Here is a 15,215-nt window from a genome sequence, read left to right as displayed (position 1 = left end):
AAGAAGGCCTGCGCTTTGCGATCCGCGAGGGCGGCCGCACCGTCGGCGCCGGCGTCGTCGCCAAGATCATCGAGTGATAGTGTTGGCGTGACCGATCGGCCCCCCGATCGGTCGCTGAAGGGGTATAGCTCAATTGGCAGAGCGTCGGTCTCCAAAACCGAAGGTTGGGGGTTCGATTCCCTCTGCCCCTGCCAGCCGGTGACAAGCGCCACAGCGCCGGCCATGTTGTTCAAGCCCGCCCGTGTCCTCGGACCGCAGCGGGCTTGTGTTTCTGGTGCGCGGCGTTTGCTGCGCGGCTCAAGCTTCTGAAGGTGTGAGGGCGATGGCCTCAACGGATGTCGAAACCGTCAGCAGCGGCGCGGACAAAGCGAAGCTGGCTGCGGCTGCTCTATGTGTGGTGCTCGGGTTCGTGGGCTTTTACTGGCTGGCGGCCCAGGGCGCTTGGGCGCAATGGGCGGTGTTGCTGGTGGCGATCGCGCTGGCGCTGGGCATCGGTGCCACGGCCACGCCGGGTCAGCGGCTCATCGGTTTTGGGCGCGACTCGGTCAAGGAAGTCAAAAAGGTCGTCTGGCCGACCCGCAAGGAGGCGACGCAGATGACCGCGTACGTCTTCGCGTTCGTCGTGGTCATGGCGTTGTTCCTGTGGCTGACGGACAAGCTCCTGGAGTGGGTGCTGTACGGCCTCATCCTGGGTTGGAGGTGAATATGAGCGAATCGAACGCGGCGCCGGCGATGAGTGCCACCCCCGCCGAAGGCATGCGGTGGTATGTCGTGCACGCCTACTCCGGCATGGAGAAGGCCGCCGAGCGCAACATTCTGGAGCGGGTGCAGCGCGCGGGCATGCAGCACAAGTTCGGCCGCATCCTGGTGCCGACCGAGGAAGTCGTCGAGATCAAAAACGGCGTCAAGCGCACGGCCGAACGCAAGTTCTTCCCCGGCTATGTGCTGGTCGAGATGGTCATGGACGACGACACCTGGCACTTGGTGAAGAACACCAGCAAGGTGACGGGCTTCGTCGGTGGGGCGCGCAATCGTCCGACGCCGATCTCGGAAGAAGAGGTCCAAAAGATCATCGGCCAGATGCAGGAGGGCACCGACCGTCCGCGTCACAAGATCGAGTTCGAAGTGGGCGAGCTGGTGCGCGTCAAGGAAGGTCCGTTTGCGGACTTCAACGGCTCGGTCGAAGAGGTCAACTACGAAAAGAACAAGCTGCGCGTGTCGGTCACCATCTTCGGGCGGGCCACACCGGTGGAGCTGGAGTTCAACCAGGTCGAAAAGACCTGACGACACCGGGTCAAAAAACGCTATAATGTAAAGTTCACCGGCCCGCGCCAAGTTGGCGCGGGCTTTCCGCTGTCGAGACCGGCTCGGCGACGGCGGTCCGTGCGGTCAGCCGCAACGGGGTAAAACCGGGTCTTCGCGCGAGGAGGCGCTCGCGTCCGCCGCATGGCGGGCCGCGCGCCGACAGCACTCGCAGGAGCACATCACTCATGGCCAAGAAGATTGTCGGCTTCATCAAGCTGCAGGTGCCAGCGGGTAAAGCCAACCCCTCCCCCCCGATCGGTCCGGCGCTGGGTCAGCGCGGTCTGAACATCATGGAGTTCTGCAAGGCGTTCAACGCCCAGACCCAAGGCGTCGAGCCCGGTCTGCCGCTGCCGGTGGTCATCACCGCCTATGCGGACAAGAGCTTCACCTTCATCATCAAGACCCCGCCGGCCACGACGCTGATCAAGAAGGCGATCAAGCTGGACAAGGGTTCCTCCAAGCCGCACGCGCAGAAGGTCGGCAAGATCACGCGCGCCCAGCTCGAGGAAATCGCCAAGACCAAGATGAAGGACATGACCGCGGCCGATCTGGAGGCCGCCGTCAAGACCATCGCCGGCTCCGCCCGTTCGATGGGTGTGATCGTGGAAGGCGTGTGACATGGCGAAGCTGACCAAGAAGCAAAAGGCCCTGCAGGGCAAGGTCGATTCGACCAAGCTGTACCCGCTGCCCGAGGCGCTGGCGATCGTCAAGGAGTGCGCGACCGCCAAGTTCGATGAGTCCGTCGATGTGGCCGTGCAGCTCGGCGTCGATCCGCGCAAGTCGGATCAGGTCGTGCGTGGCGCCGTCGTGCTGCCCAACGGGACGGGCAAGACCAAGCGTGTGGCTGTGTTTGCCCAGGGCGCCAAGGCCGAAGAGGCCAAGGCGGCGGGGGCCGACGTCGTCGGCTTCGACGATCTGGCGGCGCAGGTCAAGGCTGGCAACATCGATTTCGACGTCGTGATCGCGGCGCCGGATGCGATGCGCGTGGTCGGTGCGCTGGGTCAAATTCTTGGCCCGCGTGGCCTGATGCCGAACCCGAAGGTCGGCACGGTGACGCCGGATGTGGCCACCGCGGTGCGCAACGCCAAGGCCGGTCAGGTGCAGTTCCGCGTCGACAAGGCCGGTATCGTGCACACCACCATCGGCCGCCGCTCGTTCGACGCCGACAAGCTCCAGGGCAACCTGGCGGCGCTGATCGAGGCGTTGAACAAGGCCAAGCCCGCTGCCGCCAAGGGCCAATACCTGCGCAAGGTCGCGGTGTCGTCGACCATGGGCGTGGGTGTGCGCGTCGATCCGCAGACCATCGCGGTCGCGGGCTGACAGGAATCGGCGCCGCGCCACGGGATCGCCCGGGGTGCGGTGCAGTGGTGGGTTCGCCGTCTTTGCGTCTTTTCGGGGCGGCGAAGCCATCCAAGACCGCTGGTGCGGACGCGCGTCCGCCTAAATGTCGGCCTTTGCGGGTCGGCGGCCAGCGCAGATGGCGATCCCGCCGCGGATGGAATCGGGCACCGGCTCCGGCCGGTGCGGTTTCCAAAAACGGTTGATCGCTGCAACAGGTGCACGGCCTCCTCCCGGCGGCCGTGTTTTTAAGGAGTCAACCTTGAGTCTGAACCGCAGTGAGAAGCAAGCCGTCATCGATGAGGTGTCGGCGCTCGCCGCCAAAGCGCAGACGCTGGTGATGGCCGAGTACCGCGGCATCACGGTGGCGGACCTCACGAAGTTGCGTGTCGAAGCCCGCAAGGCAGGGGTGTCCGTCAGCGTGCTGAAGAACACCCTGGCTCGCCGCGCGGTCGCCGGCACGCCCTTCGAGGTCGCCGTCGAGCAGATGACCGGTCCGCTCATCTACGGCTTCTCGGAAGACGCCGTGGCCGCCGCGAAAGTGGTGGTCGAGTTCGCCAAGACCAACGACAAGATGGTCCTGCGCGGCGGTGTCTATGCCGGCAAGTCGCTGGATGTCAACGGCGTGAAGTCGCTGGCGAGCATTCCTTCCAAGGAAGTGCTGCTGTCGCAGTTGCTGGGCCTCATGCAGTCGCCGGTGTCCCGCCTGGCGCGCGTCGTGGCGGCCCTGGCCGAGAAGAAGGGCGAGGCGCAGCCCGCCTGATTCGGCCCTCGTCCCCAATCCAACCGTTTGTAGGAAATCATCATGGCATTCGACAAAGACGCATTCCTGGCCGCTCTGGACACCATGACGGTGATGGAGCTCAACGACCTGGTCAAGGCGATCGAAGAGAAGTTCGGCGTGAGCGCCGCGGCGATGGCGGCTCCGGCCGCTGCGGGTGGCGGTGCTGCCGCTCCGGCCGCCGAAGAGAAGACCGAGTTCGACCTGATCCTGAAGGAAGCGGGCGCCAACAAGGTCGGCGTGATCAAGGCCGTGCGCGAAATCACCGGCCTGGGCCTGAAGGAAGCCAAGGACCTGGTCGATGGCGCGCCCAAGACCGTCAAGGAGGCGATGCCCAAGGCCGACGCCGAAGCCGCCAAGAAGAAGCTGGAAGAAGCCGGCGCGAAGGCCGAACTCAAGTAATCGGCTTGCCGTCCAAGGGCTGGAGCGCCTCGCAGGGGCCTCCAGCCTTTGCCGCTTGCAGAGCGCACGGCAAAACGGTCGCCCGACCGCTTTGCCGTGTCTTCTGACCCCGACTGCAGCAAGACCGCTTGGTTCGGGTTCGCGCGCCACGCGCGGGCCGTCCGCCCAGAGACCGGTAGGGGCCGGTCGCCAAGAATTTCCCCGTGGGCGCCCCGACGGTGCGCTCCACCCAGTCGCCGCAGACCTCAAGCCCGGAGATCTCATGGCCCAGTACTCCTACACCGAACGCAAGCGCATCCGCAAGAGCTTTGGCAGCCGCGACAGCGTGTTGGAAATCCCCTATCTGCTGCAGATGCAAAAGGACGCGTACACCGCGTTCCTGCAGGCGGACGTCCCCCCGCGTGAGCGCAAACCGGTTGGCTTGCAGGCCGCATTCGAGTCGGCCTTCCCGATCGTGTCGCACAACGGCTTCGTGGAGATGAAGTTCGTCGAGTACACGCTGGGCAAGCCAGTGTTCGATGTGCGCGAGTGCCAGACGCGCGGTCTGACCTTCGCGTCGGCCGTGCGCGCGCGCGTGCAGCTCATCATCTACGACCGCGAGGCGTCCACGCCGCAATCCAAGGTGGTCAAAGAGGTCAAGGAGCAGGAGGTCTACATGGGCGAAGTGCCCCTGATGACCGACAAGGGCTCCTTCATCATCAACGGCACCGAGCGCGTCATCGTCAGCCAGTTGCACCGCTCGCCGGGGGTGTTTTTCGAGCACGACAAGGGCAAGACGCACAGCTCGGGCAAGCTGCTGTTCTCGGCCCGCATCATTCCCTACCGCGGCTCGTGGTTGGATTTCGAGTTCGACCCGAAGGATCTGCTGTACTTCCGCGTCGATCGTCGCCGCAAGATGCCGGTGACCATCCTGCTCAAGGCCATCGGTCTGACGCCGGAGAGCATCCTTGCCAACTTCTACGTCAACGACCACTTCCGCCTGATGGACAGCGGCGCGCTGATGGCCTTCGTGCCGGAGCGCTTGAAGGGCGAGGTGGCGCGCTTCGACATCACCGACAAGAACGGCAAGGTGGTCGTGGCCAAGGACAAGCGCATCACCGCGCGCCACGTGCGCGAGCTGGAGCAGTCCGGCACCACCCACATCAGCGTGCCGGAGGACTATCTGATCGGCCGCGTGGTGGCCAAGAGCATCGTCGACCCGGACACGGGCGAGATCATTGCGCGCGCCAACGACGAGCTGACCGAGACGCTGTTGAAGAAACTGCGCGCCGCCGGCATCCAGGACCTGCCCTGCATCTACACCAACGAGCTGGACCAGGGTCCCTACATCAGCCAGACGCTGCGCACCGACGAGACCGCGGACGAATTCGCCGCCCGCGTGGCGATCTACCGCATGATGCGCCCCGGCGAGCCGCCGACCGAGGACGCGGTGCAGGCGCTGTTCCACCGCCTGTTCTACAACCCGGAGACCTACGACCTGTCGCGCGTCGGGCGCATGAAGTTCAACGCCCGCGTTGGCCGCGACACGGCCGAAGGCCCGATGGTCCTCACCAACGAGGACATCATGGCCGTGGTCAAGATCCTGGTGGATCTGCGCAACGGCAAGGGTGAGGTCGACGACATCGACCACCTGGGCAACCGGCGCGTGCGCTGTGTCGGCGAGCTGGCCGAAAACCAGTTCCGCACCGGCCTGGCGCGCATCGAGAAGGCGGTCAAGGAGCGCCTCGGCCAGGCCGAGCAAGAGCCGCTGATGCCGCACGACCTGATCAACTCCAAGCCGATTTCCGCGGCGCTCAAGGAGTTCTTCGGCGCGTCCCAGCTGTCGCAGTTCATGGACCAGACCAACCCGCTGGCCGAGATCACGCACAAGCGCCGCGTCTCGGCGCTCGGCCCGGGCGGTCTGACCCGCGAGCGTGCCGGCTTCGAGGTGCGCGACGTGCATGTCACGCACTACGGCCGGGTGTGTCCGATCGAGACGCCGGAAGGCCCCAACATCGGCCTGATCAACTCGCTGGCGCTGTACGCGCGCCTCAACGAGTACGGCTTCATCGAGACGCCGTACCGGCGCGTGGTGGACGGCAAGGTGACCAACCAGATCGACTACCTGTCGGCCATCGAGGAAGGCAAGTACATCATTGCCCAGGCCAACGCCGAGCTGGATGAGCAAGGCCGGCTGGTGGGCGAGCTGGTGTCCGCGCGCGAGAAGGGCGAATCGGTGCTGACGACGCCGGACCGGGTGCAGTACATGGACGTCTCGCCGGCGCAGATCGTCTCGGTGGCGGCGTCGCTGGTGCCGTTCCTGGAGCACGACGACGCCAACCGCGCGCTGATGGGTGCCAACATGTCGCGCCAAGCGGTGCCGGTGCTGCGCCCCGAAAAGCCGCTGGTCGGCACGGGCATCGAGCGCGTCGCGGCGATCGACTCCGGCACCGTCGTGACCGCCAAGCGTGGCGGCGTGGTGGACTATGTCGATGCCACCCGCATCGTCATCCGCGTCAACGACGACGAGGCGGTGGCCGGCGAAGTGGGCGTGGACATCTACAACCTGATCAAGTACCAGCGCTCCAACCAGAACACCAACATCCACCAGCGCCCCATCGTCAAGAAGGGCGAGCGCATCCACAAGGGTGCGGTGATCGCCGACGGCGCTTCCACCGACCTGGGCGAAATCTCGATCGGCCAGAACATGCTGATCGCCTTCATGCCCTGGAACGGCTACAACTTCGAGGACTCGATCCTGATTTCCGAGAAGGTGGTGGCCGAGGAGCGCTACACCAGCATCCACATCGAGGAGCTGGTGGTGATGGCGCGCGACACCAAGCTCGGGCCGGAGGAAATCACGCGCGACATCCCCAACCTGTCGGAGCAGCAACTCAACCGGCTGGACGACTCCGGCATCATCTACGTGGGGGCCGAGGTGCAGCCCGGCGACGTGCTGGTCGGCAAGGTCACGCCCAAGGGCGAGACGACGCTGACGCCCGAGGAAAAGCTGCTGCGCGCGATCTTCGGCGAGAAGGCCTCTGACGTGAAGGACACCTCGCTGCGCGTCGAGCAGGGCAGCCAGGGTACGGTGATCGACGTGCAAGTCTTCACCCGCGAGGGCATCCAGCGCGACAAGCGCGCGCAGCAGATCATCGACGATGAACTCAAGCGCTACCGCCTGGACCTGAACGACCAGTTGCGCATCGTCGAGGCCGACGCCTACGACCGCTTGGAGAAGCTACTGATCGGCAAGACCGCCAACGGCGGGCCGAAGAAGCTGGCCAAGGGCACGGTGCTGACCAAGGACTACCTGGCCGAGGTGGACAAGCACCACTGGTTCGACATCCGCGTGGCCGACGATGATCTGGCCGCGCAGATGGAGTCGATCAAGAACGCGCTGGAGGCCACGCGCCACGGTTTCGACCTCGCGTTCGAGGAAAAGCGCCGCAAGCTGACCCAGGGCGACGAGCTGCCGGCGGGCGTGCTGAAGATGGTCAAGGTGTACCTGGCCGTCAAGCGCCGCCTGCAGCCCGGCGACAAGATGGCCGGTCGGCACGGCAACAAGGGCGTCGTGTCCAAGATCGTGCCGGTGGAGGACATGCCGTACATGGCCGATGGCACGCCGGTGGACATTGTGCTCAACCCGCTGGGCGTGCCCTCGCGCATGAACATCGGGCAGGTGCTGGAGGTGCACCTGGGCTGGGCCGCCAAGGGGCTGGGTGAGCGCATCGGCGAACTGCTGGAGCGCCAGGCGGCGGTGGCCGAGATTCGCGCCTTCCTGGAGCGCATCTACAACGGCGAGGGTCGCCCGGAACGCCTCGACGAGCTCTCCGACGACGAAATCCTGGCGATGGCGCGCGAGCTGACCAAGGGTGTGCCGTTCGCCTCGCCGGTGTTCGATGGCGCCAGCGAGGAGCAAATCCGCGCCATGCTCAAGCTGGCTTACCCGGACGAGGTGGCCAAGGCCAAAGGCCTGACCGAGAGCCGTACCCAGGTGCAGTTGCACGACGGCCGCACCGGCGATCCGCTGGAGCGCAAGACGACGGTGGGCTACATGCACTACCTGAAGCTGCACCACCTGGTGGACGACAAGATGCACGCGCGCTCCACCGGCCCGTACTCGCTGGTCACGCAGCAGCCGCTGGGCGGCAAGGCGCAGTTCGGCGGTCAGCGCTTCGGCGAGATGGAGGTCTGGGCGCTGGAAGCCTACGGCGCGTCCTACGTGCTGCAGGAGATGCTCACCGTCAAGTCCGACGACGTGCAGGGCCGCACCAAGGTGTACGAGAGCATCGTCAAGGGCGAGCACGCCATCGACGCCGGCATGCCGGAGTCGTTCAACGTGCTGGTCAAGGAAATCCGCTCGCTCGGTATCGACATCGAGCTGGAACGCAACTGATAGAGCCAACCGAGGACGCAAGCCATGAAATCCTTGCTCGACCTGTTCAAGCAGTTCACGCCCGACGAGCACTTCGACGCCATCAAGATCGGTCTGGCTTCGCCGGAGAAGATCCGGTCGTGGTCGTTCGGCGAGGTCAAGAAGCCCGAAACCATCAACTACCGCACCTTCAAGCCGGAGCGCGACGGCCTGTTCTGCGCCAAGATCTTCGGCCCGATCAAGGACTACGAGTGCCTGTGCGGCAAGTACAAGCGCCTCAAGCACCGCGGCGTGATTTGCGAGAAGTGCGGCGTGGAGGTCACGCAGACCAAGGTGCGCCGCGAGCGCATGGGCCACATCGAGCTGGCCGCGCCGTGCGCGCACATCTGGTTCCTGAAGTCGCTGCCCAGCCGCCTGGGGCTGGTGCTGGACATGACGCTGCGCGACATCGAGCGCGTGCTGTACTTCGAAGCCTATGTGGTGGTGGACCCCGGCATGACGCCGCTGAAGAAGTTCAGCATCATGTCCGAGGACGACTACGACGCCAAGCGGCGTGAGTACGGCGACGAGTTCGTCGCCAAGATGGGCGCCGAGGGCATCAAGGAGCTGCTGCAGAACATCGATCTGGACCTGGAGATCGAGAAGCTGCGCAACGACCTGACCGGCTCGGAGATGAAGGTCAAGAAGAACGCCAAGCGCCTGAAGGTGCTGGAGGCGTTCAAGAAGTCGGGCATCAAGCCGGAGTGGATGATCCTGGAGGTGCTGCCGGTGCTGCCGCCGGACCTGCGGCCGCTGGTGCCGCTGGACGGCGGACGCTTCGCCACCTCCGACCTCAACGACCTGTACCGCCGCGTCATCAACCGCAACAACCGCTTGAAGCGCCTGCTGGAGCTCAAGGCGCCCGAGATCATCGCGCGCAACGAGAAGCGCATGCTGCAGGAGGCGGTGGACAGCCTGCTGGACAACGGACGCCGCGGCAAGGCGATGACCGGTGCCAACAAGCGGGCGCTGAAGTCGCTGGCGGACATGATCAAGGGCAAGAGCGGCCGCTTCCGCCAGAACCTGCTGGGCAAGCGCGTCGACTATTCGGGCCGTTCGGTGATCGTGGTCGGCCCGACGCTGAAGCTGCACCAGTGCGGCCTGCCCAAGCTGATGGCGCTGGAACTGTTCAAGCCGTTCATCTTCGCGCGGCTGGAGCAGATGGGGATTGCCACGACGATCAAGGCGGCCAAGAAGGAGGTCGAGGCCGGCACGCCGGTGGTGTGGGACATCCTGGAGGATGTCATCAAGGAGCACCCGGTGTTGCTCAACCGCGCACCGACGCTGCACCGCCTGGGCATCCAGGCGTTCGAGCCGGTGCTCATCGAGGGCAAGGCGATCCAGCTGCACCCGCTGGTGTGCGCGGCGTTCAACGCCGACTTCGACGGCGACCAGATGGCCGTGCACGTGCCGCTGTCGATCGAGGCGCAGATGGAAGCGCGCGTGCTGATGCTGTCGTCGAACAACGTGCTGTTCCCGGCCAACGGCGAGCCCTCCATCGTGCCGTCGCAGGACGTGGTGCTGGGCCTGTACTACGCCACGCGCGAGCGCATCAACGGCAAGGGCGAGGGCATGGTCTTTGCCGACGTGGCCGAGGTGCAGCGCGCGTTGGATGCCGGCGTGGTGGAGCTGACCAGCCGCGTCAGCGTGCGCCTGACCGAGTGGCTGAAGAACAAGGAGACCGGCGAGCTGGAGGCCGTGACCAAGCTGCGCGACACCACCGTGGGCCGGGCGCTGCTGTCGCAGATCCTGCCCCAGGGCTTGCCGTTCGAGCTGATCGACAAGCCGCTCAAGAAGAAAGAGATCTCCAAGCTCATCAACGCCTCGTTCCGCAAGTGCGGTCTGAAGGAGACGGTGGTTTTTGCCGACAAGCTGCTGCAAAACGGCTTCCGTCTGGCGACGCAAGCCGGCATCTCGATCTGCATCGACGACATGCTGGTGCCGGCCGAAAAGCAATCCATCATCGAGCGCGCCGAGGCGGAGGTCAAGGAAATCGCGCAGCAGTACGCCTCGGGTCTGGTGACCGCCGGCGAGCGCTACAACAAGGTGGTGGACATCTGGGGCAAGGCCGGTGACGAGATCTCCAAGGTGATGATGGAGCACCTGAAGAAGGAGAAGGTCATCGACCGCGCGGGCCGCGAGGTCGAGCAGGAGTCGTTCAACTCCATCTACATGATGGCCGACTCCGGCGCGCGCGGCTCCGCCGCCCAGATCCGCCAGCTGGCCGGCATGCGCGGCCTGATGGCCAAGCCCGACGGCTCGATCATCGAGACGCCGATCACCGCCAACTTCCGCGAGGGCTTGAACGTCCTGCAGTACTTCATCTCGACGCACGGCGCGCGCAAGGGTCTGGCGGATACGGCGCTCAAGACCGCCAACTCCGGCTACCTGACGCGCCGCCTGGTGGACGTGACGCAGGATCTGGTCGTCACCGAGGAAGACTGCGGCACCAGCAACGGCACGCTGATGCGCGCCATCGTCGAGGGCGGCGAGGTCATCGAGAGCCTGCGCGAGCGCATCCTGGGCCGCACCACGGCCGAGGACATCGTCGACCCCGAGACGCAGCGCGTGCTGGTGCGCGCCGGCCAGATGCTGGACGAGGACGCCGTGGACCTGATCGAGCAGGCCGGTGTCGACGAGGTGCGTGTGCGCACCGTGCTGACCTGCGAGACGCGCTACGGCGTGTGCGCGCGCTGCTACGGGCGCGACCTGGGTCGCGGCGGGCTGGTCAACGTCGGCGAGGCCATCGGCGTCATCGCCGCGCAGTCGATCGGCGAGCCCGGCACGCAGCTGACCATGCGCACCTTCCACATCGGTGGTGCCGCGTCGCGTGCGGCGGTGGCCTCCAGCGTCGAGGCCAAGTCCAACGGCGTGGTCGGCTTCAACAGCACGATGCGCTACGTCACCAACGCCAAGGGCGAGCAGGTGGTGATCGCGCGCTCGGGCGAGATCGTCATCCACGACGACAACGGCCGTGAGCGCGAGCGCCACAAGGTGCCGTACGGCGCGATCCTGGCGGTCAAGGCCGACCAGCGCATCAGCGCCGGCACCATCCTGGCCAACTGGGACCCGCTGACGCGCCCGATCATCACCGAGTTCGCTGGCGTGGTGAAGTTCGAGAACGTCGAGGAAGGCCTGACGGTGGCCAAGCAGGTCGACGAGGTCACCGGCCTGTCGACGCTGGTGGTCATCGACCCGAAGCGCCGCGGCGCCACCAAGGTGGTGCGCCCGCAGGTCAAGCTGATCGACGCCGAGGGCAAAGAGGTCAAGATCCCCGGCACCGACCACGCGGTGACGGTGACCTTCCCCGTCGGGGCGCTGATCCAGGTGCGCGACGGCCAGAGCATCCACCCCGGCGAGGTGCTGGCGCGCATCCCGGTGGAAGGCCAGAAGACGCGCGACATCACCGGCGGTCTGCCGCGCGTGGCCGAGCTGTTCGAGGCGCGCTCGCCGAAGGACAAGGGCATCCTGGCCGAGATCACCGGCACGGTGTCGTTCGGCAAGGAGACCAAGGGCAAGGTGCGCCTGCAGATCACCGACCCGGACGGCAAGGTCTGGGAGGAGCTGGTGCCGAAGGAAAAGAGCATCCTCGTGCACGAGGGCCAGGTGGTCAACAAGGGCGAGCTGATCGTCGACGGTCCGGCCGACCCGCAGGACATCCTGCGCCTGCTCGGCATCGAGGAGCTGTCGCGCTACATCGTCGATGAGGTGCAGGACGTCTACCGCCTGCAGGGCGTGAAGATCAACGACAAGCACATCGAAGTGATCGTGCGGCAGATGCTGCGCCGCGTCGAGGTCGACAACCCCGGCGACAGTCACTACATCGCCGGCGAGCAGGTCGAGCGCTCCGAGATCCTCAACACCAACGACGCGCTGCGCGCCGAGGGCAAAACGCCGGCGACCTTCCGCAACCTGCTGCTGGGCATCACCAAGGCCTCGCTGTCGACCGACTCGTTCATCTCGGCCGCGTCGTTCCAGGAGACGACGCGCGTGCTGACCGAAGCCGCCATCATGGGCAAGAAGGACGAACTGCGCGGCTTGAAGGAGAACGTCATCGTCGGCCGCCTGATTCCGGCCGGCACGGGCATGGCGTTCCACGAGGCGCGCCGCGCCAAGGAGCGCATGGACGAGGAGGAGCGCCGCGCCATCGCCGAGGCCGATGCGCTGTCGATGGCGGGCAGCGACGCGCACGACGAGACGGCTTGACGCCCCGTCGCGGCCCAGCGCCCCCCCCACGGGCGGCGCTGGGCGTGCCGATCGACCCCGCCCGGCGGCCGCCGCGGCGGGGTTTTTTCCGTCGTGCGCACGTTGCGCGTGCTAGAGTGCCGGCGACGGCCCGCTGCCGTTGCCACAGGCGCAGCACCTGTGGCTGGTCTCGGTCCAGCGCCGCGCCTGGCCGCTCTGGTTCGATCCGCACCCGCCGCTGGCGCAACGCATTGCGCGGCTCTATGGCGGTACCATGCCGCCGCTGCCGTTGAGCGACGGCCTGGATGTCCCCGATGAGCCCACCTTCGCCCCCCCTGTCTGATCTCATGGCCGTGGCGGCGCGCTGCGTCGCCGGCGTGCACGCCGGCCGCTCGCTGGCCGATCTGTTGCCCGCGGTGCCGGCGCCGCTGCGCCCCGGTACCCAGGCGCTGGTGTTCGACACCTTGCGGCGCGCGGGCACGGCGCGGGCGCTGGTCGGGGCCCTGGCCGAGCGGCTGCCGCCACCCCCCGTCGCCGCGCTGTTGGAGGTGGCGTTGGCGCTGCTGCTGCAGGGGACGGCCTATGCCCCGCACACCGTGGTCGATCAGGCCGTGCAGGCGCTGCCGCGTTTGCGTGCGCCGGCCCTGCGCGGTTTCGTCAACGCGTGCCTGCGGCGTTTTCTGCGCGAGTGCGACGCCCTGTTGGCCCACGCGCAAGCCACGCCCGAGGGGCGTTGGAACCACCCCGATTGGTGGGTGCAGCGCCTGCAGCAGGACTACCCCGACCAGTGGGCCGCCGTGTTGGCGGCCGACGATCGCCCCGCGCCGATGGTGTTGCGCGTCAACCGCCGCCAGATGTCGCGCGAGGCGTATGCGGCACGGCTGGCGGCGCTCGGCTGGGCCGCCGACCCGATTGGGGCCGACGGGCTGGTGTTGGCCGATCCGGTGCCGGTCGAGCGCTTGCCCGGTTGGGGGGACGGCGTCGTCTCGGTGCAGGATGGTGCCGCGCAACTCGCGGCACCCCTGCTGCTGGGGGCTGGTCTGCCAGCCGGCGCCCGGGTGCTGGATGCCTGCGCCGCCCCCGGCGGCAAGACGGCGCATCTGCTGGAGCGCGCCGATCTGGACCTGTGGGCGCTGGATGCCGACGGCGCTCGTGCCGAACGCATCCGCGACACGTTGCGCCGTTTGCGCCTGCCCGCAGGGGGGCAGGTGCGTGTGCTGACGGCGGATGCCGGCACGCCCGCCGATTGGTGGGACGGTCGGCCGTTCGATGCCATCTTGCTCGATGCGCCGTGCAGCGCATCGGGCATTGTGCGGCGCCACCCGGATGTGCGCTGGTTGCGCCGACCGGACGACATCGACCGTCTGGCGGCCGAGCAGCGGCGCCTGCTGGCTGCCCTGTGGCCCCTGCTGGCCCCTGGCGGGCGGCTGCTCTACGCCACATGCTCCGTGTTTCGGGCCGAGGGGGCGAATGTCGTGGCCGACTTTCGGGCCCGCCATCCGCAGGCTCAGGCGCTGCCGGCCCCCGGCCATTTGCTGCCCGGCGGGCTGGTGGCCGACGCCACGGATACCACAGCCGGCTTCGCCTCCGCGCACGCCATGGGCGACAATGCGCGGCGTGGCATGGATGGATTTTTCTACGCCTTGCTCGCCAAGGGCTGAAGGGCTTTGCGCCGGTGTCGCGTCCGTCGGGATGCGGCGCCGCGCCGCGCTGCGCGCCATCGCCGGCGGGATGGCGGCTTGGGCGGCGATCGCGCTGTCCCCGCCCCGAGGCTGGGCGGCACCCGAAGGCGATAAGGAGGACTGGCGACTGGAGCGCACGTCCGACGCCCTGTACCTGTCGGCGCGCGTGCCGCTGGAGTTGCCGGTGCAGTTGACCGATGCCCTGCATCGCGGTGTGCCGCTGCATTTCGTCTGGCGGGCCGAACTGCGCCAACCGCGCTGGTACTGGACCGATCGGCAGTTGGCCAGCGTCGTGCGCACCGTCCGGCTGGCGTACCAGCCCTTGACCCAGCGCTGGCGACTGAGCGTGCACGAAGGCGGGGCGCAGGACGACGCCGCGGCGGCGGGGGCGCTGCATCGCAGCCTGGACACCCTGGGCGAGGCGCTGGCGCTGGCGCGTTCCGTCCAGCGCTGGCGGGTGGCGTCGGCCGTGGGGCTGCGCGGGGACGAGCGTCTGGAGGCGGAGTTTCGTCTGGATACCGGGCAGTTGCCTCGGCCGTTGCAGATATTGCCTGGGTGGCCGAGCGAGCCGTCCCCCGGCTGGCGCGCGGTGTTCAAGGTGCCCGCCGCCCCCGGGGGCGAGGCCCTCGAGCCCACGGAGGCCCGTGAATGAGCAACGCCCGCGAGCGGGACGCGGTGCGGGCGCGCAACCTGCGCTGGTTTCTGGCGCTGGGGCTGTTGTTCATCCTGGGTGTCGGCCTGGTGCTGTTCTATCTGCTCACCCTGGCCACCGATCACCGTGCCGTCAAGCCCGAAACCTATACCCGGCTGCTCATCCTCAACCTGGGCGTGGCGGCCACCCTGGCTGGCGTGCTGCTGTGGCTGGCCGCGCGCCTGATCGTGCGGTTGCGGCGCGGCCGCTTCGGCAGCGGGCTTTTGCTCAAGTTGGCGGCGATCTTCGGGCTGGTGGGGGTGGTGCCAGGGGCGTTGATCTACGTCGTGTCGTACCAGTTCGTCAGCCGCGCCATCGAGACCTGGTTCGACGCGCGCGTGGAGACCGCCCTGCGCGCCGGGCTGGAGCTGGGGCGCACCGCGCTGGACACCGTCAGCGCCATGACCGCCAGCCACTCACGTCGCCCGCGCGCGA

The 15,215-nt window shown here is 67.2% G+C and carries 11 protein-coding genes, 1 tRNA gene and 2 pseudogenes; all 14 read left to right on the top strand.

What is annotated here, in order from left to right:
• Nucleotides 1-77, top strand: a pseudogene (locus ACK4TH_RS10500) (elongation factor Tu); the annotation flags it as partial.
• A gap of 41 nt (nucleotides 78-118) precedes the next feature.
• Nucleotides 119-194 (top strand) — tRNA-Trp (locus ACK4TH_RS10495).
• Between the two features lie 128 nt (nucleotides 195-322).
• Nucleotides 323-703, top strand: a complete 381-nt coding sequence (gene secE, locus ACK4TH_RS10490) for a preprotein translocase subunit SecE (protein WP_143969686.1) — start codon at nucleotides 323-325, stop codon at nucleotides 701-703.
• Between the two features lie 2 nt (nucleotides 704-705).
• Nucleotides 706-1,284, top strand: a complete 579-nt coding sequence (gene nusG / locus ACK4TH_RS10485) for a transcription termination/antitermination protein NusG (RefSeq protein ID WP_068607170.1) — start codon at nucleotides 706-708, stop codon at nucleotides 1,282-1,284.
• Nucleotides 1,285-1,490: 206 nt separating this feature from the next.
• The gene (gene rplK / locus ACK4TH_RS10480) at nucleotides 1,491-1,922 is read left to right on the top strand and encodes a 50S ribosomal protein L11 (RefSeq protein ID WP_143969685.1); all 432 of its coding nucleotides are present in this window, start codon (nucleotides 1,491-1,493) and stop codon (nucleotides 1,920-1,922) included.
• A gap of 1 nt (nucleotide 1,923) precedes the next feature.
• On the top strand, nucleotides 1,924-2,625 hold the full coding sequence (gene rplA / locus ACK4TH_RS10475) for a 50S ribosomal protein L1 (protein WP_409626110.1): 702 nt from the start codon (nucleotides 1,924-1,926) through the stop codon (nucleotides 2,623-2,625).
• Between the two features lie 280 nt (nucleotides 2,626-2,905).
• Nucleotides 2,906-3,406, top strand: a complete 501-nt coding sequence (gene rplJ / locus ACK4TH_RS10470; protein WP_068607175.1) for a 50S ribosomal protein L10 — start codon at nucleotides 2,906-2,908, stop codon at nucleotides 3,404-3,406.
• Between the two features lie 42 nt (nucleotides 3,407-3,448).
• Nucleotides 3,449-3,826: a 50S ribosomal protein L7/L12 gene (gene rplL / locus ACK4TH_RS10465; protein ID WP_068607177.1), complete on the top strand. Its 378-nt coding sequence runs from the start codon at nucleotides 3,449-3,451 to the stop codon at nucleotides 3,824-3,826.
• A 262-nt stretch (nucleotides 3,827-4,088) separates the two neighbouring features.
• Nucleotides 4,089-8,204 (top strand): DNA-directed RNA polymerase subunit beta, encoded by a 4,116-nt coding sequence (gene rpoB / locus ACK4TH_RS10460; protein ID WP_409626105.1) that lies wholly within the window; start codon nucleotides 4,089-4,091, stop codon nucleotides 8,202-8,204.
• Between the two features lie 24 nt (nucleotides 8,205-8,228).
• Nucleotides 8,229-12,428, top strand: a complete 4,200-nt coding sequence (gene rpoC / locus ACK4TH_RS10455; protein ID WP_409626102.1) for a DNA-directed RNA polymerase subunit beta' — start codon at nucleotides 8,229-8,231, stop codon at nucleotides 12,426-12,428.
• Nucleotides 12,429-12,567: 139 nt separating this feature from the next.
• On the top strand, nucleotides 12,568-12,750 hold the full coding sequence (locus ACK4TH_RS10450; RefSeq protein ID WP_409626099.1) for a hypothetical protein: 183 nt from the start codon (nucleotides 12,568-12,570) through the stop codon (nucleotides 12,748-12,750).
• Nucleotides 12,722-14,068 (top strand): 16S rRNA (cytosine(967)-C(5))-methyltransferase RsmB, encoded by a 1,347-nt coding sequence (rsmB, locus tag ACK4TH_RS10445; RefSeq protein WP_409626097.1) that lies wholly within the window; start codon nucleotides 12,722-12,724, stop codon nucleotides 14,066-14,068. Before ACK4TH_RS10450 ends, rsmB begins: the two co-directional genes overlap by 29 nt.
• Before the next feature lie 31 nt (nucleotides 14,069-14,099).
• Nucleotides 14,100-14,741, top strand: coding sequence for a DUF4390 domain-containing protein (locus ACK4TH_RS10440; protein WP_409626094.1), 642 nt, complete (start codon nucleotides 14,100-14,102; stop codon nucleotides 14,739-14,741).
• Nucleotides 14,738-15,215: pseudogene (locus tag ACK4TH_RS10435) on the top strand (PAS domain-containing sensor histidine kinase); the annotation flags it as partial. The gene ACK4TH_RS10440 and the pseudogene ACK4TH_RS10435, both read left to right, overlap by 4 nt.

The organism is Tepidimonas sp., assembly GCF_046292505.1.
Taxonomy (GTDB): Bacteria; Pseudomonadota; Gammaproteobacteria; order Burkholderiales; family Burkholderiaceae_C; genus Tepidimonas.
The sequence above is the reverse complement of the archived record's forward strand: the minus strand, read 5'-3'. Positions and strand labels throughout refer to the sequence as shown.